20 protein-coding genes are annotated in these 22,812 nt (G+C 62.7%); 10 read left to right on the top strand and 10 right to left on the bottom strand.

Annotation, left to right across the window (positions count from 1 at the left end):
* Positions 1-92: 92 nt before the first annotated feature.
* Positions 93-1,565: a glycosyltransferase family 87 protein gene (locus HNO79_RS02745; protein ID WP_214164714.1), complete on the top strand. Its 1,473-nt coding sequence runs from the start codon at positions 93-95 to the stop codon at positions 1,563-1,565.
* Positions 1,566-1,610: 45 nt separating this feature from the next.
* Here the strand turns inward: HNO79_RS02745 and HNO79_RS02740 are convergent, their stop codons facing one another.
* The gene (locus HNO79_RS02740) at positions 1,611-2,681 is read right to left on the bottom strand and encodes a COX15/CtaA family protein (protein ID WP_010514699.1); all 1,071 of its coding nucleotides are present in this window, start codon (positions 2,679-2,681) and stop codon (positions 1,611-1,613) included.
* A gap of 117 nt (positions 2,682-2,798) precedes the next feature.
* Here HNO79_RS02740 and HNO79_RS02735 point away from each other — a divergent pair, with 117 nt between their 5' ends.
* The 4 genes from HNO79_RS02735 (at position 2,799) to HNO79_RS02720 (ending at position 7,969) form a co-directional block, all read left to right on the top strand.
* Positions 2,799-3,503 carry a TVP38/TMEM64 family protein gene (locus tag HNO79_RS02735; protein ID WP_214164649.1) on the top strand — a complete coding sequence of 235 codons (705 nt, stop codon included), beginning with the start codon at positions 2,799-2,801 and terminating at the stop codon, positions 3,501-3,503.
* Between the two features lie 88 nt (positions 3,504-3,591).
* Positions 3,592-4,884 carry a multidrug effflux MFS transporter gene (locus HNO79_RS02730; protein ID WP_214164648.1) on the top strand — a complete coding sequence of 431 codons (1,293 nt, stop codon included), beginning with the start codon at positions 3,592-3,594 and terminating at the stop codon, positions 4,882-4,884.
* 184 nt (positions 4,885-5,068) lie between these two features.
* A complete protein-coding gene (locus HNO79_RS02725; RefSeq protein ID WP_010514703.1) occupies positions 5,069-5,599 on the top strand; it encodes an adenine phosphoribosyltransferase in 531 nt (176 codons plus the stop codon).
* Positions 5,600-5,734: 135 nt separating this feature from the next.
* Positions 5,735-7,969, top strand: a complete 2,235-nt coding sequence (locus HNO79_RS02720; RefSeq protein ID WP_214164647.1) for an FUSC family protein — start codon at positions 5,735-5,737, stop codon at positions 7,967-7,969.
* A 142-nt stretch (positions 7,970-8,111) separates the two neighbouring features.
* Here HNO79_RS02720 and accC read toward each other — a convergent pair whose 3' ends face one another.
* Genes accC through aroQ form a run of 3 tightly spaced genes read right to left on the bottom strand, consistent with a single transcriptional unit; the run spans position 8,112 to position 10,380 of the window.
* The gene (accC, locus tag HNO79_RS02715) at positions 8,112-9,464 is read right to left on the bottom strand and encodes an acetyl-CoA carboxylase biotin carboxylase subunit (protein ID WP_214164646.1); all 1,353 of its coding nucleotides are present in this window, start codon (positions 9,462-9,464) and stop codon (positions 8,112-8,114) included.
* The gene (gene accB, locus HNO79_RS02710; RefSeq protein WP_010514707.1) at positions 9,464-9,928 is read right to left on the bottom strand and encodes an acetyl-CoA carboxylase biotin carboxyl carrier protein; all 465 of its coding nucleotides are present in this window, start codon (positions 9,926-9,928) and stop codon (positions 9,464-9,466) included. The genes accC and accB overlap by 1 nt, the downstream gene beginning before the upstream one ends.
* Entirely contained in the window at positions 9,925-10,380 is a 456-nt protein-coding gene (aroQ, locus tag HNO79_RS02705) for a type II 3-dehydroquinate dehydratase (RefSeq protein WP_010514708.1), read from the bottom strand. The genes accB and aroQ overlap by 4 nt, the downstream gene beginning before the upstream one ends.
* A gap of 151 nt (positions 10,381-10,531) precedes the next feature.
* Between aroQ and HNO79_RS02700 the strand changes: the two genes are divergently transcribed.
* Entirely contained in the window at positions 10,532-11,074 is a 543-nt protein-coding gene (locus tag HNO79_RS02700) for a septal ring lytic transglycosylase RlpA family protein (RefSeq protein WP_029329509.1), read from the top strand.
* 16 nt (positions 11,075-11,090) lie between these two features.
* Here HNO79_RS02700 and HNO79_RS02695 read toward each other — a convergent pair whose 3' ends face one another.
* Positions 11,091-12,032: a YihY/virulence factor BrkB family protein gene (locus HNO79_RS02695; protein ID WP_048856830.1), complete on the bottom strand. Its 942-nt coding sequence runs from the start codon at positions 12,030-12,032 to the stop codon at positions 11,091-11,093.
* A 382-nt stretch (positions 12,033-12,414) separates the two neighbouring features.
* Here HNO79_RS02695 and HNO79_RS02690 point away from each other — a divergent pair, with 382 nt between their 5' ends.
* Positions 12,415-13,545 carry a type III PLP-dependent enzyme gene (locus tag HNO79_RS02690; protein WP_048856820.1) on the top strand — a complete coding sequence of 377 codons (1,131 nt, stop codon included), beginning with the start codon at positions 12,415-12,417 and terminating at the stop codon, positions 13,543-13,545.
* A gap of 119 nt (positions 13,546-13,664) precedes the next feature.
* Positions 13,665-14,057 (top strand): copper resistance CopC family protein, encoded by a 393-nt coding sequence (locus HNO79_RS02685; protein WP_042658879.1) that lies wholly within the window; start codon positions 13,665-13,667, stop codon positions 14,055-14,057.
* 120 nt (positions 14,058-14,177) lie between these two features.
* Here HNO79_RS02685 and ccmB read toward each other — a convergent pair whose 3' ends face one another.
* The gene (ccmB, locus tag HNO79_RS02680) at positions 14,178-14,831 is read right to left on the bottom strand and encodes a heme exporter protein CcmB (protein WP_039734178.1); all 654 of its coding nucleotides are present in this window, start codon (positions 14,829-14,831) and stop codon (positions 14,178-14,180) included.
* A gap of 23 nt (positions 14,832-14,854) precedes the next feature.
* Positions 14,855-15,499 carry a heme ABC exporter ATP-binding protein CcmA gene (gene ccmA, locus HNO79_RS02675; protein WP_010514714.1) on the bottom strand — a complete coding sequence of 215 codons (645 nt, stop codon included), beginning with the start codon at positions 15,497-15,499 and terminating at the stop codon, positions 14,855-14,857.
* A gap of 279 nt (positions 15,500-15,778) precedes the next feature.
* Here ccmA and acnA point away from each other — a divergent pair, with 279 nt between their 5' ends.
* A complete protein-coding gene (acnA, locus tag HNO79_RS02670; protein WP_200410235.1) occupies positions 15,779-18,472 on the top strand; it encodes an aconitate hydratase AcnA in 2,694 nt (897 codons plus the stop codon).
* Positions 18,473-18,704: 232 nt separating this feature from the next.
* Complete coding sequence (locus HNO79_RS02665; RefSeq protein ID WP_214164644.1) at positions 18,705-19,601, top strand: LysR family transcriptional regulator; 897 nt, start codon at positions 18,705-18,707, stop codon at positions 19,599-19,601.
* A 141-nt stretch (positions 19,602-19,742) separates the two neighbouring features.
* On the opposite strand, the gene HNO79_RS02660 is transcribed toward HNO79_RS02665, so the two are convergent.
* From HNO79_RS02660 to HNO79_RS02650, 3 genes are all read right to left on the bottom strand, one after another.
* Complete coding sequence (locus HNO79_RS02660) at positions 19,743-20,684, bottom strand: hypothetical protein (RefSeq protein WP_010514719.1); 942 nt, start codon at positions 20,682-20,684, stop codon at positions 19,743-19,745.
* 111 nt (positions 20,685-20,795) lie between these two features.
* Positions 20,796-22,070, bottom strand: a complete 1,275-nt coding sequence (locus tag HNO79_RS02655) for an AAA family ATPase (protein WP_010514722.1) — start codon at positions 22,068-22,070, stop codon at positions 20,796-20,798.
* Positions 22,067-22,696: a hypothetical protein gene (locus HNO79_RS02650; RefSeq protein ID WP_048856822.1), complete on the bottom strand. Its 630-nt coding sequence runs from the start codon at positions 22,694-22,696 to the stop codon at positions 22,067-22,069. The genes HNO79_RS02655 and HNO79_RS02650 overlap by 4 nt, the downstream gene beginning before the upstream one ends.
* Between the last annotated feature and the right edge of the window lie 116 nt (positions 22,697-22,812).

The raw sequence follows: 22,812 nt of genomic DNA, 5'->3' as shown, positions 1-22,812 counted from the left end.
ACCGTGGGGTTACAGAAATATCCGGATGCGCCACATTCCCTCCGTTTTCTGCATTCATATGTATTTAAAGTGCCATGAACAATAAAAACCATATAGAAAATATGAATCGTGTTGTAGAAAAAACAAGAAACAAGAATTCTATATGGATTTTTCTTGGCGTATTTTTTGTATGTGTTCTTCTTGCCCCGCATGTGGCGTTTATTACCGCGCATGTCTCGTTATCCAGCAATGAAGGGTGGAATGCCTATCTGGCGCAGCGTGCCATAGGGCTGGACCACGCGCCGCTATACCCGCCATCGGACCAGATGGTGTTCAATAATTACCCGCCCAGCTCGTTCTATGTCGTCGGCCTGTTCGGCTGGCTTGTGGGGGACATGATCGTGGCGGGGCGGATCATCTCGCTTCTGGCGCTGCTGTATTGTGCCTGGGCTACGGGACGCATCGTTCTTGCCTGTGGCGGAACACGGGCGGGGGCGTGGCTGGCCGGTCTGCTGGTCATGATCTATTCCGCCGTGTTCTACAGCGATTATGTCGCCATGGATGATCCGCAATGGCTGGGGCAGGCCGTCATCATGACGGGCTTCATGGTGCTGCTGGGCAATGGCCGCGAACTGGGGCGGTCTGGCGCGTGGCGGCCTTTCTGCGCGGGTTTCATCATGGTGGCGGGACTGACCTTCAAGCACAACATACTGGCCTTGCCCGTGGCGGTGCTGGTGTGGCTGCTGCTGACCGACCGGCGTCATGCCGTGGCGTGGATGGGGGGATGCCTGCTGTCGCTATGCCTGCTGGGGGGGCTGTATTACGCCAGTTTCGGCCCGGATTTTGTACAGGGCGTCCTTGGTCACAAGCGCATTTTCCGTGCGTATGGCCTGCTCAAGGGACTGGGTAACGTGCTGGGGCTGAGCGGCATGGTGGTATCATGTGCATTCGTGCCCTGGCGGCGTCTGAGGCATCGGTACGGCCTGCTGCTGGGGCTGTATCTGGGGTTGGCGGCGGCATCGGCCATCGTGCAGCGCACGGGCATGGGTGTATCGCATAATGCCTGTTTCGAGGCCCTGATCGCCGCCAGCCTATGCGCGGGGCTGGCCATGTCGTCCCTTGCAACGGGGGCACGGATGACTGGCCGCGTCCCCGCCCGCGCCGTCCTTGTCGGCATGGTGGGGCTGAACCTGCTGCCGGTCATGGTCAGCATGCCAGCCTATGTCCCCTATTTGTACCGCGTCAGCGTGACCAGCATCGCAGAGCATATCGACGCATCGAACGAAACGGTCGCCGCCGTGCGCGCCATTGATGGCAATGTTGCGTGTGAGACGCTGGCCCTGTGCTATTGGGCTCACAAGCCGGTGGTGATGGATTTCTTCAATTATTCCCAGCATGTCGCGGTCACGCATGACGCCACGGCGCTGGAGCGCGTCGTGGACCGGCATGATATCGCGGCGTTCGTCAGCAATTCACTCTTTGATACGCAGGAAGACGTCTGGGAGTTTACGGACCTGTGGCGCATTATCCGCGCGCGCTATACCCATGCACGGCTGCAGGGCGTGGCCTACATCGTAACGCCCTGATCGTGGCGGTGGTGGCGCGGCATGCGCGCCGCCACACACGCGGTGTTACGGGTGGCCTACCCCCCGCAGGCGATGCAGGGTGATGATGGCTGCCGTCAGCACGATGGCGGCACAGGTCTGGTGCACCGTTCCCGCCCATACCGGCACCACCAGCAGCAGCGTGGTGATCCCGAGTGCGTACTGCAGCAGCACCAGCCACCCCAGTACCGCCAGCGCATTATGGACATCCTGACCCAGTTGCGGCGTGCGCAGTCCCAGCACGATGGTACCGCCAATGACCAGCGCCGTGGTGGTGGCCAGCAGCCGGTGGTCGAACTGGACGGCCGGGATGTTCTGGAACCAGTTCAGCCAGAACGGGTGCAGCCGCGCATAGCCCTGCGGGATCAGGTGCCCGTCCATGAGCGGGAAGGTATTGTAGGCAAAGCCCGCATGCGTGCCTGCGGTAAAGCCGCCCGCGATGACCGTGATGCCCACCAGCAGGCAGATGGCCCAGACCAGACGGTGAACACGCACGACCTCGGGCGTTGCAGGAATGAAGGCGGGACGCGGCGTGCGCACGGACAGCGCCGTCCACAGGATGGCGATGTACAGCGCGAAGGCGCAGCACAGGTGCAGCACCAGCCGCACGGGGGCGACCGCCGTGCTGTCGGGGTTGAAGCCCGACGCCACCATGAACCAGCCGATGGCGCCCTGCAGGCCGCCCAGCACGAAAAACAGGACCAGCCGCAGCGCCAGCCCACGGTTCAGCGCGCCGGTGATGGAAAACCAGACCAGCGGCACCAGCAGGACCAGCCCCATGAGCCGCCCCCAGAACCGGTGCGTCCATTCCGCCCAGAATATCTGCTGGAACCCGGACAGCCCGAATCCGTCATGCAGGATCTTGTACTGCGGAATGGTTTTGTACAACGCGAACTGCCGTTCCCATTCTGCGTGGCTCAGTGGCGGGATCATGCCGGTAATGGGCCGCCAGTCCATGATGGACAGGCCCGATCCGGTCAGGCGGGTATAACCACCCAGCGCAATCATGCCGACCAGCATGAAGCAGATTGCAAACAGCCACGTCGAGATACGCTGCCGGTTGCGCAGCTCCTGCGCGGACGGGGGCGTACGGCCCATCAGGGAGCCATTTCGGGAATATGCGGACATAACCGGATTTAGACCGCCCTTGCAGTCCGCCGCAAGGCGATGCTAGGCGCGAAGAAGCAAATCGCAGTCGGAAAACGGGACGCACGCATGACATTATCGCACGCCGCACGGCCTGCACCCCCTGCGCGGCCCGCGTTGCGCGCGCTGGTCCGGCCCATCGTGCTGCTGGCGGCCTTTGTCGGGCTGGCCGTGGTCCTGGGCCGCCTGCCGGGGGTACGCACCATGCTGACGGCTGGCCCCGCCATGCATGCGGGCGGAGAAGGGGTGGCGATATTCGTGCTGGCCGCCAGCGCGTTCTGTGCGTCTGGCCTGCCACGTCAGGCGGTGTGTTTTGCCGCGGGTGCCGCCTATGGAATCGGGGCGGGCTGTGTGCTGGCCACGCTGGCGACTGTTACGGGCTGCCTGTTCGGATACGGCTGGGGACGGTGGGCGGGACGGCCGCGCATGCCCGCGCGGTTTGCGGCAACCATGGCGCGGCTGGATGGTTTCGTGCGTCAGGAACCCTTTGTATCCGTGCTGACGTTGCGGCTCATGCCGGTGGGGTCGGCGCTTGTCCTCAATCTGGCTTCGGGCATGCTGGGGGTGCGGGTCGTGCCGTTCGTGCTGGCCACCATGCTGGGCAGCCTGCCGCAGACCGTCGTGTTCGTGCTGGTGGGATCGGGTATCCGGCTGGAGGGGCCATGGCGCATCGGGGTGGCTGTTATGCTGTTCGCCCTGTCCGCGTTGCTGGGGTTGTGGCTTATGCACCGCATGCGCGCGCGCCGCCCTGACACCGCATGGGTATCGCGATAGCGAATTGCAGTAATGTCGTAATTAGATGGTGAAAAAGTGGACCCTGCTGGTCTACTAGTCTGCACGATCTTTCAATATGGAGTGCCTCATGGGCTCATCCGCAACGGCGGGCCATTCAGCGGAAAAGCCCGTGCCGGAAACGACTGTCCGCCCATTGGGGTGGATTGCGATCCTGCTGGGGTTCCTGACCGCGGTCGGCCCTGTTTCCACCGACATCTACCTTCCGGCCTTTCCAGAACTGGAATCGACGCTGCACGGACGCGCGGGTTCGGCGCAGATGACGCTGGCCATATGGTTCGTCGGGCTTGCGATCGGGCAGATCACCATGGGGCCGCTGTCGGATCGTTTCGGTCGGCGCAGGCCCATGCTGGTGGGGACGCTGGTCTATACGCTAGCATCGGTCGGGTGCGCGATGGCGCGCGACATTCCCACTTTTTCGTTTTTCCGCCTGATCGCGTCGCTTGGGGCATCGGCCAGCCTGATCATTCCCAGCGCCTGCGTGCGCGACATGTCGCATGGCAATGAATCAGCCCGCCTCATGTCGCGGCTGGTGCTGGTGATGGGGGTCGTGCCCATTCTGGCGCCCACGTTGGGGGGCATGGTGCTGTCGATTGCGTCATGGCGGTCGATCTTCTGGGCATCGGCGGTATATGGGCTGATCTGCATCCTGCTGATCTGGCGCGTGCTGCCTGAAACGCTGAAACCCGAAAACCGCAGTGAATTTTCGCCCGTCACCCTGTTCAGCCGCTACGTGATGCTGGCGCGTGACCGCGGGTTCATCACGCATGCCATGATTGCCGGTTTCTCGTGCTTCATGTCCTTTACCTACCTGTCGGCGGCCCCGTCGGTGTTCCGTGGCCTGTTCGGCCTGTCGGCAGCGCATTTTGGCATGCTGTTCGGCGTATTCGCGGTGTGCATGATCGGGGCGTCGCAGCTGAATGGCATGCTGGTGGGGCGGATCGACGCGACCCGTATCCTCGGATTTACGGTGGGGATCGCGTTGGTGGGGACCATCGCCATGACGGCCATGGCCATTGTCATCGCCTTCGCCATGCAGCACGGCGGCCATGCGCCGATGTGGATGATGGGGTGCCTGATCCTGACCATGATGGTGTCGCTGGGCACCACGGGCATCATTGGTCCCAATGCCACGGTCGGCGCGCTGGCCGATCACCCGCGTTTCGCGGGCAGTGCCTCTGCATTCGTGGGCACGTTGCAATACGTGCTGGGCGCGGTGGCCGGGGCCTTCGTCGGCATGTTGCCGACCAATTCCCCCATTCCCATGGCCGGCGTCATGCTGATGGGGGCTGCGATCATGCTGGTCATGGCGCTGCTGCGTCCCGCACGCCCCCCTGGCAGCACGGTGGCAGGGCAGGAATAAAGTCTTCCCCGTCTGCAACGGCCCGGGCGTGCGCGCCTAAGCATGTGCCCCGCGTCCGGTTGGGGTTGTCGCCCCGCCGTGTGGCGGCTACAGCGGGGGGCCGTCCGCAGGGGCGACATTTTCGTGAACGGGGCAGGCATGTCCCGGATCTGTATGACCACGCAACGGGGACTGCGCACCGATCATGACGACTGCCAAGATCGACCTGAAACAATATATCCGTAACATCCCGGATTTTCCCAAGCCGGGTATCCTGTTCTACGATATCTCGACCCTGATGCGGAATGCGGATGCGTGGCAGATTGCCATGGGCCGTCTGGCCGCGGCGGTCGCCCCGTGGGCGCCGGACATGCTGGCCGCCATCGAATCGCGCGGGTTCCTGACGGCGGCCCCGCTGGCCAGCCGCCTTGGCTGCGGGCTGGTCATGCTGCGCAAGCCCGGCAAGCTGCCCGGTGAGACCGTGTCCCACAGCTATGACCTGGAATACGGTTCCGATTCGCTGCATATCCAGTCCGATGCGATCCAGCCGGGGCAGCGCGTGGTGGTCATGGATGACCTGCTGGCCACCGGTGGCACGCTGGTGGCATCGGTTGCGCTGCTGCGTAAGGTAGGGGCCGATGTCGTGGGGGCCGCCACCATGATCGAACTGACGGGGCTTGGTGGCCGCGGCCGGCTGGATGTTCCGGTCAAGACCCTCGTTTCCTACGACGAGTAGACCGGCAGCGCCGGGCACATGGTATGCGGCATGCGCTTTCTTCCATGTTGCCAGCGGGTTGTTGGCCTGTGCGCCGGGCCGCTATGATGTACAGTGTGGATGGATTGTATCTGAACAGGGGAGCCTGATGCCGGGATGAAAGGTCTTGAGCTTTCCCTGATCCGTTTTCAGAATCAGGTCCGTGATTTTTTCAGGCGCCTGTGGCCGCCGGGCATGACCCTGCGGCAGGATCACCTGCGCTGGCTGTACGCGCCCGGCATCTTTACCTTCGGTTACGCGCTGCGGACCACCATTACCTCCCTCATCGCGCTGGGCATTGCCCTGTGGTGGGAACTGGGCAGCCCGCAATGGGCGGCGCTTACGGTCTGGATGGTGGCGCAGGGCACGCGTGGCAAGAGCGTCGCCAAGGCGCGATGGCACCTGTTTGGCATGGTGGTCGGCACGATCTGCGCCGTGCTGCTGGTGGCAGCCTTTCCACAGGCGCCGCTCATGTTCATTCTCCTGCTGGCGATCGGGATCGGCACGTTCTGCTTTATCGGGACATTGCTGCCCGGTCCCGCGACCATGACCAATTACCGTATCCACGGCATGCGCGCGAGCGGCTTTACCTACGCCATCATCTCGCTCGACGGGATTGCCGATCCCGAGCATATCTTCATGACGGCCATGGCGCGCGCGACCTATATCGTGCTGGGCATCGTTCTGGAGAGCACCGTCTCCTCCCTGTTCCAGTTCAAGCTGGAGGAGCGCGCGCAGGATCGCCTGGCCGCCAATTTCCTGACGGCCATCAACGGGGCGGCCCAGACCCTTGCTTCCCTGCTGTCGGGGGATACGCAGGTGCTCAAGAAGGCGCGTGGCGTCTTTTCCAATATCACCACCCTGAGCGACCAGATCGAATTCGCGGAAGTGGAGATGGGATCCCACCGTGGGCATGAAGGCGACCATGCGCGCGCCGCCCTGGCCCGGGTGGCCATGCTGCTGTCACGCGGTCTGGACCTGGCGGCCCTGATGCAGGGACCATGCGGCATGCCCGATGCCGCTTTCTCCGCAACATCAAGCAAGGTGGAAGCCTTCCTCAAAGACATGGCGTCACAGCTTGAAGCCAGTGATGACATCCATCCCGTCCTTGCCCGCCTGGCAGCACTTCAGGCCGCATGCCGGCAGAGCGTGGCTGACTCGCTGGATGAGGAAATGGGCAGTCCCGGCAGCGCGCCCACCGATCCGCAACTGGTGCAGATCCTGTCGCAGCAGCGCATGCTCAATTACGCGCTGGGCGAGATACTGGATGAACTGGAACAGGCGCTGATCCAGTTCGATGCCAGCCGCCATCCACTGCTGCATGACCATTTCCACTACCGGCTCAAGACCTTCCGTGACTGGCAGCAGGCATTTACCAACAGCCTGCGGGCGTCGGTCACCATTTTCGGGTCGGGACTAATCTGGGTCACGACATCATGGTCATCGGGGCTGACCTTCATGATGTTCGTCTCCATTGTGTGCAGCCTGTTCTCCACGCTGGAAAAACCGGCACTGGCCACGCGGGCGTTCCTGGGTGGGGCGATCATTGCCTCGATCGTGGCGGGGATACTGGTGCTGTGGCGCCTGGCTGAACCCACTACGTATGAAATCATGGCCGTGTGCCTGTTCCTGCCCATGCTGGCGGGGGGGCTGGCCTTTGCCTATCCCGCGCTGGTGCTGGGGGCGGTGTCGTACAACCTGTTCCTGCCCATCCTGCTGGGACCGGGCAACCAGTCGCGACTGGATGAAGTCGCATTCTTCAATACCGCCATGCCCCTTGTGCTGGGGCTGTGGTACGCCATGTGGTCGTTCCGGCTGGTCCTGCCGTTCGATACGAATGACATGCGCTGGCAGATGCGTACCGGCATCCTGCGCGGGCTGCGTTATATCGCGCGTGCGCGCAACCTGCCCACCACGCTGTATGTGGTTGAACATAACGTGGACCGTTTCGTTCGCCTGCTGACCAATGCCGAAAATACGCCAGATACGATTATCGACGCGTATCTGCAGGGTATCCTGTCGGCCATGACCATCGGGCTGAATGTCATCCGGCTGCGCGCAATCCTTGAACGTCACCTGCTGCCGCCCGAGGCGCAGCGTGCGGTCAGTGACATGATGGGCCGCATGGCGCAGTTCAGCGGCCGGTATGGTGGCCATTATGGCCGCACGGCGCGATCCGCCAAATTCGCCATTTTCCACCTGCAGCAGATGGCGGGACAGGCGGATAATCTGGGCGTGCGGCTGGAAATCGACAGTGCGCTGACGTGCCTGTACGTGATTTCCTATGAACTGGATCACAATCAGAAGTTCTTCGATGCATCCAGCCCCTATCTTGATCCGGTCATGGCCTGACGCTGGCCTGCCGTGATGTACGCGTGCGGGACGTGGGCATGACTGGCGCGGGGGTTCGCCGGGTGACGGGAGAATAAAAAAGGGGCGGCACCGGAATGGTGCCGCCCTTTTCTGTCGTGTCTGCTTGCAGGTTTGGACCGGTTCAGTTCGTTTCCTGCTGCCGGGCCACGAAGTTTTCCAGCCAGTGAATGGTGTAGTCACCCTTGCGGAACTGGGGATCTTCCAGAATCCTGCGGTGCAGCGGAATGACCGTCTTGACGCCTTCGATCACGAATTCATCCAGCGCGCGGCGCATGCGCTCGATGGCTTCAAGCCGCGTGGGCGCACGCACGATCAGCTTGGCGATCATGCTGTCGTAATAGGGTGGCACACGGTAGCCCGCATACAGCGCACTGTCGATTCGCACGCCCAGCCCACCCGGCGGGTGATAGACAGTGATCGTGCCCGGCGTGGGCATGAAGGTCTGCGGGTCTTCCGCATTGATGCGGCATTCGATCGCATGACCTGAAAACGTGATATCCGGCTGGCTGTAGCCAAGCGGCTCACCCGCCGCGATGCGGATCTGTTCGCGCACCAGGTCCACGTCGCACACCATTTCCGTCACCGGATGTTCCACCTGCAGGCGGGTGTTCATCTCGATGAAGCAGAACTGTCCGTCCTGGTACAGGAACTCCAGCGTGCCGGCGTTGCGGTAGCCGAGCTTGGTCAGGGCGGAGGTGGCGATCATGCCGATTTCGTCACGCTGCTTTGCCGTCAGCGCGGGCGAGCCCGCCTCTTCCAGCAGCTTCTGGTGACGGCGCTGGAGCGAGCAGTCACGTTCGCCATAATGCACGACGTTGCCATGCGTGTCGGCCATGATCTGCAGTTCGATGTGGCGCGGCTTGTCGAGGTATTTTTCCAGATACACCTCGTCATTGCCAAAGGCGGCGCGGGCTTCGGTGCGGGCGACGCTCCATGCTTCCTCAAGGTCGGCCTCGGTGGGGGCGACCTTCATGCCGCGACCGCCGCCGCCGGCAGCCGCCTTGATCAGCACGGGATAGCCGACCCTTGCCGCCACTTCGCGTGCCTGTTCAAGGTTTTCCAGCGCGCCATCCGATCCGGGGACCAGCGGCACGCCCAGCGCCTTCATGGTGGTCTTGGCGGTGATCTTGTCACCCATCATGCGGATATGTTCCGCCGTCGGCCCGATGAAGGTGATGCCGTGGGCTTCGACCGTTTCCGCGAAATCGGCGTTTTCCGACAGGAAGCCGTAACCGGGATGGATCGCATCCGCACCGGTAATGGTGGCGGCCGACAGGATGGCCGCGACATTAAGATACGAGTCGCGGCTGGCTGGCGGCCCGATACACACGGCTTCATCCGCCAGGCGGACATACATGGCGTCCGTGTCGGCCGTGGAATGCACGGCAACGGTCCGGATACCCAGTTCGCGACAGGCCCGCAGGATGCGCAGGGCGATCTCGCCACGATTGGCAATGAGGATCTTGGAAAACATTACTCTATGATGACCAGCGCTTCGCCAAATTCGACCGGGTCGCCCGACTGCACCAGAATTTTGCTCACGGTGCCGGCGCGCGGGGCCTTGATCTGGTTGAAGGTCTTCATCGCCTCGATCAGCAGCAGCGTCTGGCCCGCGCTGACCTGCTGGCCTTCGGTGATGAATGGCGGGGAAGACGGGTCGGGCGCCAGATAGGCGACACCCACCATCGGGCTGGTTACGGCGCCGGGGTGCTTGGCCGGATCGGTGACCGTTGGGGTCACGGGCGTCGCAGGTGCCACGGGGATGGGCGCGGCGGCCACGGGGGCCGGGGCCGGCACGGCGTGGGCGACCGGTGCTGCCGCGCGGACAACACGGATGCGGTTGTCCTTTTCCGCGATCTCGATTTCGGTCAGGCCGGTATCGGTCAGAATTTCAGCCAATGCCCGAATGGCATCCGCATCCACGAGCAGTCGGCTCATTGATCGTCCTCGTCCAGAATCATGTCTGTCATGGCCTGAAGCGCAAGAGCATACCCCCGTACGCCCAGCCCGCATATGACGCCAATGGCGGCACGGGAGACGTAGGAGTGATGACGGAAGGCTTCACGGCGGTGAATGTTGGAAATGTGCACCTCGATCACAGGCAGATCAACGGCAAGAAGCGCGTCAAGGATTGCAACCGAAGTGTGGGAATAGGCCGCCGGGTTGATGATGATGCCGCGTGCGCGGCCCCGGCATTCCTGTATCCATGAAACGAGTTCCCCCTCCCCATTGGTCTGGCGGAAGTCGATGGCCACATCCAGGCGTTCGGCAGCCTGGACACAGACCTGTTCCACGTCATCCAGGGTGGCGTGACCATAAACCTCGGGCTGTCGCAGTCCGAGCATGTTCAGGTTGGGGCCGTTCAGCACGGCAATGAGAGGGCGCTCCATGATGCACGCGCCTAGCACGCCCGCCGCCCGGTTCCAAGTCCGATCATGGCAGGTGTGGCGTACATGCCCCCCTCAGCACCCGTGCCGGGGTGGTATCGGGAGATATGACGCTATTGGTATGATATCGGCGTCCCACATGTTATGGGGGGGCATGACAGGATATCCCGATCAGCCGCATGCTGGCGTGGGGATGGGTCGCGGCGCGGCGCGGTTTGCGTGGCCGGTGGTTGTGGCGTGTCTCATGCTGGCGGCATCCGGCGCCGTCCAGGTGGCCTGTGCCGCGGTCAGGCATGGCGCGGTCATGGGGCGGCACGGTGGGCGTGGCGTCGTGCGTCGGCCTCCTGCCATGACACACGTCCCCGCACACTGGAGCCAGCACGGGCTGGCCAGCTGGTACGGCACCGGCCGGCAGCTGGGCCACACCACGGCATCGGGCGAAATGTTTGATCCCGGCGCGCTGACCGCAGCCCATCCCCAGCTGCCACTTGGCACGCGGGTGCTGGTGTCCTCGCGCCAGACGGGGCGTTCGGTCGTGGTCAGGGTGAATGACCGGGGGCCCTATCACGGCCACCGTATTCTCGATCTGTCGCCCGAGGCGGCGCGCCAGCTGGGCATGATGGGTAGGGGGACCACGCAGGTCGATGTCCGGCCCCTGCCGGGTGATGAGGAAGAAGTGGCCAGCGCGCCGCGCTGAAGCTGTCCCGGCCTGATTACAGGCTCTGGTGCTTGGTCCAGCCTTCCATGGTCTTTTCGGGCGCGCAGCGCAGCTTCATCTCGATTTCCAGCCCGGCATTCAGTTCGGCGCCGAGCAGCACGACATATGCCGAGACATAGAACCACATCATGATGGCGATGAACGCGCCCAGCGGCCCGTACGTGGCGCTGTAGCCCGCGATATGGCTGACATAATAGGAAAATCCCGCCGACGACAGCAGCCACAGCAGCGTCGCCCCCACCGATCCGGGCAGGATGCAGCGCCAGTATGTATGGGGCCGGTTGGGGCCGAAGCGGTACAGCAGGGAACACAACGACAGCACGAACAGCAGCATGAGCAGCGGCCCGCCCATGCGCACCAGCAGCTCGACCGACCCCGGCGGGGGAGCAAGCGACAGCCGCTGCGGCAGGTAGTCCAGCAGGAACGGCAGCGCCACCATTAGGGCCAGTGTCAGGATCCCGCCGCAGATCGAACAGAACGTAAGCCCCATGCCCATGGCCTGGAACCGCAGGAAGCTGCGTGTTTCCGGTGTGTTGTAGGCGACGTTCATGGCCATGATCAGCGACCGCGTGGCGGCCGAAGCCGACCATGTGGCGATGGTGGTCGATATGATCAGGTTGAGCGTAAGCGATGAATGCGATTCGGCCACCAGCAGGTGGATGCGGTCCCCGATCATGTCATAGGCGGATGGCGGCAGCAGGTTGCGCAGGACCACCAGCTGGGGTTCCACCGTCTGCGGATCGAACAACAGGCCGTACAGGGAGATAAGCGTACTCATGGCCGGAAACAGCGACAGGGTGGCATAGAACGCGCACCCCGCCGCAGCCAGCGTGATCTGATCGGATACGATGTTGCGGGCGACCTGTTGCGCCACCTTCTTGACCTGCTGCATGGAAAACTGCGGCAGGCAGTGCGCAGGCGGTGGAATGTCCGTCATATCGATTTCGGGAGAAGAGGAACCAATCAAGGGGCGCTTCGTGTCCTGTTTACGGTCATGAATGGGCAGGCCGGCCATTGGGGCGGCATGTGTATATTGTGCCACGATCATGTGACCTTAGATGAAAAACTTCCCCAGGGGATGATTTTTCTATTGCGTCACGCGCGTATTGTCCGCATATGCGCTCCCTACGCAACAACGCACGTGCCACTGGCCCTCTGAGGTTACGCAACGACGTCAAGCGTTCTGGCAATCGGGCCACCACAGGGTGGGGGTCCTTAATTGGTCGCTGGTCCGTTAGACCGTTTCGCAACATCTGTCCGTTTGTGCAATTCCAGAATTGTGTTCATCCGGGCGGCAGTACAGAAGGGATTTGGGTGCGATGACTCCCAAAATCGCTCGTTATCTGGCTGAGCAGTCTCCTGCTACGCCATGCCTTGTCGTTGACGTTGACCGGGTGGAGGAACGCTATCGCGCACTGCGCGAGGCGCTGCCGCTTGCCCGGATCTATTATGCGGTCAAGGCCAATCCCGCCCGGGAAATCCTGACCCGCCTCGTGGGGCTGGGTTCGGCGTTCGACGCCGCGTCGTGGGAAGAAATCTCCATGTGCCTTGACGCGGGTGCGCGTGCGGCGGACATTTCCTTTGGCAACACGGTCAAGAAGGCATCCAACATCGCCCGCGCCTTTTCTGCTGGCGTGGATATGTTCGCCTTCGACTGTGTGGAAGAACTGGAAAAGCTGGCCCGCCATGCGCCGGGTTCGCGTGTCTACTGCCGCCTGATCGTGGAAAACGAAGGTGCCGACTGGCCGCTGTCGCGCAAGTTCGGCACGACGCTGGACAATGCGCGTGACCTCATGCTGCGCGCCCGTGACCTTGGTCTGGACCCGTATGGCCTGTCCTTCCATGTGGGCAGCCAGCAGACGGAAACCGGCGCGTACGAAGCCGCCATCGCACGGGTGGGCATGCTGTTCACCGATCTGAAGGCGGCGGGGCTTGACCTGCGCATGGTTAACCTGGGCGGTGGGTTCCCCATCCGGTACCGCGACGACGTGCCGGGCATCGACAGCTTTGCGCTGGCGATCAGCCACGCCATGACGGAGCATTTTGGCAACGACCTGCCGGAAATGATTGTCGAGCCGGGCCGCTTCATCGTGGGTGACGCCGGTGTGGTGTCGTCCGAGGTGGTGCTGGTCAGCCGTCGCGGCATCGATGACGGTGTGCGCTGGGTCTATCTTGATATCGGGCGTTTTGGCGGCCTGGCAGAAACCGAGGGTGAAGCGATCCGCTACGGCATCCGCACCCCGCATGACGGTATGGCGACCGGACCTGTCGCCATTGCCGGTCCGACCTGCGATGGCGCGGACATCATGTATGAAAAGACCCCCTATGACCTGCCGCTGGGGCTGGAGTCGGGGGACCGGATCGAACTGCTGTCCACCGGGGCGTATGTCTCGACCTACTGCTCGACCGGGTTCAATGGCCTGAAGCCGATCCAGGAACATTATATCTGATACGCCATTTCCCTGACCGGGGGCTGGCAATGCAGGGCGGCAGGATGAAGGTCTTGCCGCCCTTCGCATATCGGGGGAATACACACGGCAGGTTCAATCATGCCGGAGGTGTCGTTCCCGTGTCCTTTTTCCCAATGCTGCGCATGCTTGGCCTGTCCGCCATCCTGTCCGGTGTGGCTGTGGCGCAGGCCTGTGCTGCGCCTGCGCTGGTGCATTCCGAACCTGCGGCCGGGCAGCGGGTCGCGGCGGGCAACGTTGCCCTGAAACTGTCGTTCGACACCGTGATCGACCCGTTCCGCGCGCGCCTGCTGCTGCTTGGTCCCAGCGGCGTGCCACAACTATTGCCCGCATCGCCCATTGATGATGAACAGCAGTCCATTGCCACGAACGTGGCGCTGACGCCGGGGCATTATGTTTTGCACTGGCGCATGCGGGCCAGGACCGGCGACCCGGTGCAGGGGACGCTGCCGTTTGATGTGGGCGCCCCCGCAGCACCCGTTACGGCCAGATAGGCAAGCCAGCATGAAAGATTGATAAACAGGAATAAAAGTTTTTGGGCGCCGCATTTTTTCAAAAAGGCGGCGTTCTTCGAAGCTTTTTGAAAAAAGCTTCACCCAAAAACTTCTCTTTTTTTATTCCACAGCGGCCCGCAGCCCGGCCCCTGCCGCCAGCGGGCATAGGGGAATCGCCGCCGCCAGAAAGGCGCCCAGCAGTTCAAGGTCCGGCCCCCATGACAGGCCGGTCTGGGCCGCATCCAGCGCCGCCGCGCCAAAAATCAGCGCGGGCGTGGTCAGCGGCAGCACCAGAAGCGGCAGCAGCACGCCGCCCCGCCGCGCGCCCAGCACCACCGACGCCGCCATCCCCCCGATCAGCGACAGGATCAGCGTGCCAAGGAACAGCCCGGTCAGCAGCACCACCATGCTGCCCGAAGGCATGCCCAGCATGATGGCCAGCGGCCCCGCCGCCAGCAGCAGCGGCAGGCCGGTGGTCAGCCAGTGGGCCATCATTTTCGCCAGCGCGATGAGGGAGGCGGGCAGGCCGGTCATGAGCAGCTGGTCCAGTGACCCGTCCTCCAGCTCCGCCCCGAACAGGCGGTCCAGAGGTAGAAGGGCGGCCAGCAGCGCGCAGACCCAGACAATGCCCGGCGCCATGCGGCGCAGCAGTTCGGGCGAGGGGCCAAGCGCCAGCGGGAACAGCGCGCCCGCAAGGATGAAGAACAGCACGGCGCCCAGCGTATCTGCCCCATGGCGCAGCGCAAGCCGCAGGTCACGTTCCAGAATGGCCATGATGAGGGAGGGAATCTGGAATTTCACAGCAGGTCGTCCTCGGGGAAATCCTCCATCGGTTGCGGGATGTCGGATTCGTTCAGGCCCGGCAGCGCCAGCGTGCGGGCATTGGGAAGGGGCAGGGGAACGTGGGTGGTTGCAATCACAATTCCGCCAGCCTGCCGATGTGCCGCGAACAGGCCGCCCAGCAGGTCCATCGTGTTGATGTCCAGCCCCAGGCTGGGTTCATCCAGCAGCCACAGCGGCGCCTGCGCCAGCAGGACGCGCGCCAGTGCCGCGCGTCGTTTCTGTCCCGCCGACAGCATGCGCGCGGGCAGGTCGGCCAGTCCGGAAATATTAAGCGATTTCATGCACAAATCGGGATTCCCGCCACTTGCGCGGGCCGCTAGCGTCAGGTTTTCGCGCAGTGTCAGCCCCAGCTTCAGCGCGTCCTGATGACCCAGATAGGCCACCCGTCCGGCATGCTGGCTGCGATCGGCCAGCGCATCGACGCCGGACCACAGGACATGGCCGCCTTCAGGTTTGCGCAAACCCGCAAGCACACGTAGCAAAGTGGACTTGCCCGCGCCATTTGGCCCGGTCAGGAGCAGCGCATCACCCGCATCCAGTGTAAAGCCGACACGGTCCAGAACCAGCCGTTCACCGCGGAAAACCGATATATTTTCCACTTCCAGCAGGGGGCGGCCGGGGGGAGTAAAGGCAGGAATGACAGAAATCCTCCGATCGGTGGGTGATGGGACAGGCGGGCGGAAAAAAACGCCTGCTCCCGCTTTCTTGTTACCGGCTCCAGCTTGTGTCGCAACCGCGTCCGGGTATGTTCTACCCCCGTTGGGAGATCAAGCAGGTTGTCCCCGACAAGGCCGCAAATCCCGCGCCATGGAAGTGGGGCAGGGAAAAACGGTCATACGGGACGATCCGTTGCTGATGCCTCGGAGGAAACAAAGCCAATGAAGACGGTTGGGCACGACTCAATGAAAACGGGCCGCACACTGAATGTGGACGGCAAGACCTACCATTATTTCTCGATCCCGGAAGCTGAAAAGACGATCGGCTCCGTCAGCCGCCTGCCGGTCAGCCTGAAGGTGCTGCTGGAAAACGTGCTGCGATTCGAGGACGGACATTCCTACTCGGTCGAGGACGCCAAGGCCATCGCCGGATGGCTGAAGGAAGGGCGCAGCACGAAGGAAGTTCCCTTCAAGCCCGCACGTATCCTCATGCAGGATTTCACCGGCGTTCCCGCCGTGGTCGATCTGGCCGCGATGCGCGACGGTATCCTGAAGCTGAAGGGCGACCCGCAGAAGGTGAACCCGCTGGTTCCCGTCAACCTGGTGATCGATCATTCGGTCATGGTGGACGTGGCGGGTTCTCCCGAAGCGCTGCAGGACAACGTGACCATCGAGTTCGAGCGCAACGGCGAACGCTACGCCTTCCTGCGCTGGGGCCAGGAAGCGTTCGAAAACTTCTCCGTCGTTCCGCCGGGCACGGGGATCTGCCACCAGGTGAACCTGGAATACATCGCGCAGGCGGTGTGGACGGCAAATGTGGATGGCAAGGACTATGCCTATCCCGATACCCTGTTCGGCACAGACAGCCACACCACCATGGTCAATGGCATGGGCGTGCTGGGCTGGGGCGTTGGCGGGATCGAGGCGGAAGCCGCGATGCTGGGCCAGCCGATCGCCATGCTCATCCCCGACGTGATCGGCTTCAAGCTGGTTGGCAAGCTGCCTGAAGGTGCGACCGCCACTGACCTGGTGCTGACCGTCACCCAGATGCTGCGCAAGAAGGGCGTTGTCGGCAAGTTCGTCGAATTCTTCGGCCCCGCCCTTGATCATCTTCCGGTTGCCGACCGTGCGACCATCGCCAACATGGCACCGGAATATGGTGCGACCTGCGGCTTCTTCCCCGTAGACAACCTGACGCTGGATTACCTGCGCCAGACCGGCCGTGAAGAACACCGCATCAAGCTGACGGAAGAATACCTGAAGGCGCAGGGCATGTTCCGCCATGCCGAATCGGCGCATCCCGTGTTTACCGATACGCTGGAACTCAACCTTGAGACCATCGTGCCGTCCATCGCAGGCCCCAAGCGCCCGCAGGACCGCGTCGTGCTGAAGGGTGCGGACAAGGCGTTCGAGAAGGAACTGACCGGCAGCCTGGGCGTGCCCGAAGCCGACAAGGACAAGAAGGCCAAGGTTGCTGGCACCAATTACGAGATCGGCCATGGCGATGTCGTGATCGCGGCCATCACGTCGTGCACCAACACCTCCAACCCTGCCGTGCTGATCGCGGCTGGTCTGGTGGCGAAAAAGGCACGTGCGCTGGGGCTGAAGCCCAAGCCGTGGGTCAAGACCTCGCTCGCGCCGGGATCGCAGGTGGTGACCGACTACCTCAACCGCGCCGGCCTGCAGGCCGAACTGGACGCGATGGGCTTCAACACCGTGGGTTATGGCTGCACGACGTGTATCGGCAACTCCGGCCCGCTGGAAGATCACATCGTCGATGCGATTGAAGGCAACAAGCTGGTCGCGGTTTCGGTGCTTTCGGGCAACCGTAACTTCGAAGGCCGTATTTCGCCCAACGTGCGCGCCAACTACCTGGCCAGCCCGCCGCTGGTCGTGGCGTATTCCCTGCTGGGCACCATGCGTGAGGACATCACCACCACCCCGCTGGGCACCTCCAAGGACGGCAAGCCGGTGTACCTGAAGGACATCTGGCCCACCAACCACGAAGTCGCCGCCCTGATGGGCACCGCGATCACGCGTGAGGAGTTCATCAACCGCTACAAGCACGTCAGCCAGGGTACGAAGGAATGGCAGGCGCTGAAGGTCGCCACCGGTTCCGAGACCTACAAGTGGGACCCGTCCTCCACCTATGTGCAGGACCCGCCGTACTTCCAGGACATCACGCCCGAACCCAAGCCGCGTGGCGACATCATCGGTGCCCGCCTGCTCGCGCTGCTGGGTGACAACATCACGACCGACCACATCTCGCCTGCTGGCGCGATCAAGGAAAGCTCGCCTGCCGGGCAGTACCTTGAGGCACATGGCGTCGCGAAAAAGGACTTCAATTCCTACGGTTCGCGTCGCGGCAATGACCGTGTGATGGTGCGTGGCACGTTTGCCAACATCCGCATCAAGAACGAGATGCTGCCCGGCACCGAAGGGGGCGTGTCCAAGCACTTCCCGGACGGCAAGGAAGGCTCCATCTACGATGTCGCGATGGAATACAAGAAGGAGGGCGTGCCCCTGGTCGTGATCGGCGGCAAGGAATACGGCATGGGCTCCTCACGCGACTGGGCGGCCAAGGGCACCCTGCTGCTGGGCGTGCGTGCGGTGATCGCTGAAAGCTTCGAACGTATCCACCGCTCCAACCTGGTGGGCATGGGCGTGCTGCCCCTGCTGTTCGAGGAAGGTACGACGCGCAAGACGCTGGGCCTGAAGGGTGACGAGACCTTCGAAATCCGTGGTCTGGACAAGATCACGCCACGGATGACGATGACCATGACCATCACCCGCGCCGATGGCTCCAAGCAGGACGTGCCTCTGCTGTGCCGCGTCGATACGCTGGATGAGGTGGAGTATTTCCGCAATGGCGGCATTCTCCAGACCGTGCTGCGTGGCATGACCAAAGCCGCGTAATCATGGTGCCTGTCCCGGCCCTGACCGGGATGGAATGAAAAGGACGGCGGCCCGTATCTCGTGGGCCGCCGTTTTTTATGGGCAGGGCATATATGCATGATCGGCATAGGTAATCGGGATTACCTTTGCATTTTACACATATCCGTGGTGCCTTTTCTCTATATTGTGCATAAATGAGATGCCGTTTAGAACAATGACTATGTAATAACATAGTTAAGGGTGCTGAGGCTTCATGGATCTGCTTTCTGCCTTGCATAGCTTCGTCCGTGTGGCCGCCACGGGTTCATTCTCGGCGGTATCAAGGGAGACGGGGGCAAGCCAGCCCACCATTTCCCGCCATATTGCGTTGCTTGAAGCCCATTACGGCGCGACGTTGTTCGCCCGGACCACCCGCAGCCTCATGATGACCGAAGACGGGCGCAGCCTGCTGCCGCACGCCTATGAAGTGCTGGAAATCCTTGAAACGGCGGAAACGGCCCTTGGTCGCCGTCGTGCGTCGGTGTCCGGCCTTGTGCGCCTTGGCGTGACCACGGCGTTTGGCCTGTATCTGACCAGCCGGCTGGGCAGCCTGCTGGAGGAACATCCCGATCTGTCGGTTGAACTGGTCATGCGTGACGGTTTTGGCGACCTGGTGGAAGAAGGGCTGGATCTTGCCATCCGCATCGGGTCCATTGCCGAAGGATCGCTGATTGCCCGCAGGCTGGGTTCGGTCCATCGTTGCGTGGTGGCGTCGACCGATTACCTTGCCCGCCGTGGCACGCCGGAACATCCACGCGACCTGCTGAACCACCCCTGCATTGCCTACAGCTATGGCGGCACCCGTCATGACTGGCAGTTCGGCCGGAAGGGTGAAGCTGAAACCACTGTCGCGGCCAGTGGCCCGTTCCGTGCCAATAGCAGCGAGGCCGTGCTGCAGGCGGTACGCGCAGGACTGGGGATTGGCATGCTGCCGACATTCCAGGTGGAAGAGGACATCGCTGCCGGTCGTCTCAAGCACCTGCTGCCGGAATGGACAATTCCGGAACTGCCGTTTTATGCCGTGCACACCGGGCCGCGTACGTTGCCGCTGCGCACCCGTACCGTGCTGGACTTCCTGATCGAGATTTCAGACGTATTGCGGCAGAGCTAGGCCACGCACGCATTGCGTCTGCCCCGGCTGGGTCATGACAATTGCCGGGTACCCCTTTTTTCAGAAAGGTGGCATTTTCTGAAGCGTTCTGAAAAAAGCTTTACCAGAAACTTCTGTTTTTCATCACAGAACTGTCTGTTCTCAGTCCAGTGGGCTGCCCCGGCCGGGCTGCGGGGCTGCGGGATCACGCGCAAGCCGTTCACGCTGTTCCTCGCTTGAGGCCAGCATGTCGCTGTTGAACCCGTCATGCAGGACCTGCGCCCAGCCAGCCATCCACGTATTCGTGCGTTTGACGAAGTCGCTGGCGGCAGGCTGCTGGCCCAGCGTGTCCTTGACCCAGTAATCCGGTGTGCGCAGCATCTTGGTGCTGTCGGTATTCACGGGATTGAGGAAGATGGTTACCGTTTCGACATTGACGTTGTGATCACCTGCGGGCGTGCTGTAGCTCCACCCGGCCTTCAGCAGCACGGGCGGCAGGACGAAACCTTCTTCACGCAGCCGGTTGGCGATGATGGCCGTACGGTTGATGGAAGCGGGATAGACCGCCGTGGTGAACCAGCATTCCATGGCGGGCGGATGTGCGGTCAGCACGCGGGACATGTAGTTCCGGTCGTCATGGCAACTGGAATCAATGGAGGAAATGGCCGTTTCCGGCACGGGCTGGGTGCTGCCTTCCGCCCCGATCATGCCGGTCACCACATGGCCTTCCACGCGGATCAGGACGTTTTCCAGCACTTCCCCGTGCGGACCATTGATGATGTTCATGACCGGGTGCCATGTGCCCGCAGGTAGCGGCAGGATACGGCCTGCGAACGGGATTGCCTTGGTCAGCCGGTCGGTAATCGGCATCATTGTAATGACACCGTCTTCCCCATTGCTATCCCCGCTGCCTTCACCTTTTGCAGGGGCATCATGCATGCCCAGCCGATTATGGATATTCGCAGACAGCGCAGCCAGACGGGGCACCAGCCGGAGCAGGTAGGCTGGCGGGAAAATCAGCGTCAGCACCGTAAACGGCACGATCAGGTACAGGCAGAACCGCCATAACGGCGCACGATGCCACAAACGCGAGAAAGCAGACATTCAGCAGTCCATGCCGCAGGCGGTCATGCCTTTCCCCACCTGGGAAACAGGCAGGGCACCGTGGTCCGTCAGGGCTGGCCGGGACTGGAAACGTGATACCACCCGCATGGATCAGGAACTGATCCGCGCGCGCTGGGCATCGCGTTCTTCGTCTGCGATTTCGGCCACTATGCCGTCTTCACTGGAGACAACGCGCACCAGTTTCGCCCCCTGCTGGCGGGCGGTGATGAGCGAGTCGCTGATCATGTCCTCAATGGATCGGGCCAGGTCACGCGCACTGGCGGCGGGCCCCATGCGGTCCTGCCTGCGCATGACTTCAAACAGCAGCGCGGGATCAATGCCGCCGGTTTCGACCTTCAGGCCATAGCTGTCGATCATGGCCTCGATCTCAAGGGCGGAGACACGCGCGATGTCGAGTCCTTCCAGCGGACGGAAAATGAAAATGCGGTCCAGACGGTTCAGCACTTCCGGCGCGAAACCGGCCTGGCGCAGGGCCTCGACCGATTCGGCGCGCATCTTGTCGGGTTCATCCGCCAGCCTGTCCGCAATTTCGGTCAGGGCTTCGGTGGCGATGTTGGATGTCAGGATGAAGATGCTGCGTACGGTGGAAATCTGCTGCCCGGTGGAGGCCTCGGTCACGTGTCCGTCGTTCCATGCGGTCAGGAATTTCTTGAAGACGTCGGGATGCGCCTTCTCGATTTCATCCAGCAGGACCACCGCGTCGGGCTTTTCCTTCAGCCCGCCGGTCAGCTTGCCGTACGTATCCGACCCCACATACCCCTTGGGCGAGCCGAACAGCTGGGTCGCGGCATGGGGGGAACTCATCTGCGTCATGTCGAAATTCAGCAGCGGACGGTCAAGCTGGCGGGCCAGCTGCTTGGCAAGATAGGTCTTGCCCGTGCCCGGCGGGCCTGCCAGCAGGAAGATGCCCACTGGCTTGCCGCGCACCTGCAGCGCCAGACGGCGGCGCAACTGTGTCGCCACGTCCTCGCATACCTGGTCCTGCCCGATCACGCGGGCACGCAGGCTTGCGGCCAGTTCCTCCGCGTCGATCACGGTTTCTTTCTGTTCGCGCGCCAGCATTTCCTCCAGCGCGCTGCGATTGGTCAGCCTGGCGAGTACGTCCATTATCCATCCCCGTCTGCGTCGGATCCCCTTGCGGGCCAGTTTTTCGGCCCGGTTCTCAAACCACAGCCCGGTCAGCGCCAGCAGGGCGCTGGCCGCTGCCACGACCGGATAGGCCGGGGCACACCATTCCATGAAATGCCGCAGGCTGGCGAGCGAAAGATGCAACGCCATTGCGGCCTGAAAGCTGCCCAGCACCAGGAAAATGACCATGATGAGGGGTACCAGCCGTTCCATCAGGGCCGGATAGAGCGGTTTCATTGCACAACTACCCCGATCACGATTTCCGTGTCACGCGTCAGCACCGGCAGCGCGGTGGGGCCCGGCACGAAGACCGCGCCCGCGTGGATACCCGCAGGACCCGGATCGCCCGCCGCGGTAATGGACACGTTGCCCGCCACGCGGATGGGCAGGATCACGCTTTTGGGCTGCGGACCCAGATGCACGGTCTGCACCAGCCCCAGCGACTGCACGTTCACCACCGCGTTGCTGCCGGTCATGTCATACATGGGCATGTCGGCCAGGATAATGTCCCGCCGTTTCAGCGCGGCCAGGATCTCGGCCTGCTGCTGTATGGAATAGGACGTCTGGCGCAGCATGTCCGCCGCACGGTCGGGGGAGATCATGGGCATCTGGCCCATCATGTCGGGGCGGTTCTGCACCGGGGCGTTCAGCATGAGGTGCGTGCCATCGCTGGTGCCACCACCGCCCGCCTCGGCCGCGACGGGGGGTGTCTGGCTGCTGCTGCCCCCTTCGCGCGCGGCCATGAAACCGCCCGTGCCCAGGCCGCCGCCCGCGACGACGGCAGCGATCAGTCCCACTACAACCAGCCGGCGGCTGGATGAGCGTTCACTGCGTTCCCGAGCGGGCTCCGGCGGTGAGTTCAAGGGCGTCATGCGTGCATAATGTGGGTCACGGGTGTGATCTGGCAAGACGTTAAGATGCAGGAATTGTAACGCCCGGTCCGATATATAGTTCTTGCGGTCAGCGTGGGCGTGACCTA

Origin of the sequence: Komagataeibacter oboediens, assembly GCF_018491655.1 — a bacterium.
GTDB lineage: Bacteria > Pseudomonadota > Alphaproteobacteria > Acetobacterales > Acetobacteraceae > Komagataeibacter > Komagataeibacter oboediens.
This window is presented reverse-complemented; position numbering and strand designations above follow the sequence as displayed.

What these genes read in the sequence shown, in the direction of transcription:
- HNO79_RS02730 (WP_214164648.1), top strand. Translation starts at nt 3,592, where the DNA reads ATGGGCTCATCCGCAACGGCGGGCCATTCAGCGGAAAAGCCCGTGCCG.
- HNO79_RS02720 (WP_214164647.1), top strand. Translation starts at nt 5,735, where the DNA reads ATGAAAGGTCTTGAGCTTTCCCTGATCCGTTTTCAGAATCAGGTCCGT.
- HNO79_RS02665 (WP_214164644.1), top strand. Translation starts at nt 18,705, where the DNA reads ATGGATCTGCTTTCTGCCTTGCATAGCTTCGTCCGTGTGGCCGCCACG.
- HNO79_RS02740 (WP_010514699.1), bottom strand. Translation starts at nt 2,681, where the DNA reads ATGGGCCGTACGCCCCCGTCCGCGCAGGAGCTGCGCAACCGGCAGCGT.
- accC (WP_214164646.1), bottom strand. Translation starts at nt 9,464, where the DNA reads ATGTTTTCCAAGATCCTCATTGCCAATCGTGGCGAGATCGCCCTGCGC.
- HNO79_RS02735 (WP_214164649.1), top strand. Translation starts at nt 2,799, where the DNA reads ATGACATTATCGCACGCCGCACGGCCTGCACCCCCTGCGCGGCCCGCG.
- HNO79_RS02660 (WP_010514719.1), bottom strand. Translation starts at nt 20,684, where the DNA reads ATGTCTGCTTTCTCGCGTTTGTGGCATCGTGCGCCGTTATGGCGGTTC.
- HNO79_RS02690 (WP_048856820.1), top strand. Translation starts at nt 12,415, where the DNA reads ATGACTCCCAAAATCGCTCGTTATCTGGCTGAGCAGTCTCCTGCTACG.
- HNO79_RS02725 (WP_010514703.1), top strand. Translation starts at nt 5,069, where the DNA reads ATGACGACTGCCAAGATCGACCTGAAACAATATATCCGTAACATCCCG.
- HNO79_RS02695 (WP_048856830.1), bottom strand. Translation starts at nt 12,032, where the DNA reads ATGACGGACATTCCACCGCCTGCGCACTGCCTGCCGCAGTTTTCCATG.
- accB (WP_010514707.1), bottom strand. Translation starts at nt 9,928, where the DNA reads ATGAGCCGACTGCTCGTGGATGCGGATGCCATTCGGGCATTGGCTGAA.
- ccmB (WP_039734178.1), bottom strand. Translation starts at nt 14,831, where the DNA reads ATGGCCATTCTGGAACGTGACCTGCGGCTTGCGCTGCGCCATGGGGCA.
- aroQ (WP_010514708.1), bottom strand. Translation starts at nt 10,380, where the DNA reads ATGGAGCGCCCTCTCATTGCCGTGCTGAACGGCCCCAACCTGAACATG.
- HNO79_RS02700 (WP_029329509.1), top strand. Translation starts at nt 10,532, where the DNA reads ATGACAGGATATCCCGATCAGCCGCATGCTGGCGTGGGGATGGGTCGC.
- acnA (WP_200410235.1), top strand. Translation starts at nt 15,779, where the DNA reads ATGAAGACGGTTGGGCACGACTCAATGAAAACGGGCCGCACACTGAAT.
- HNO79_RS02655 (WP_010514722.1), bottom strand. Translation starts at nt 22,070, where the DNA reads ATGAAACCGCTCTATCCGGCCCTGATGGAACGGCTGGTACCCCTCATC.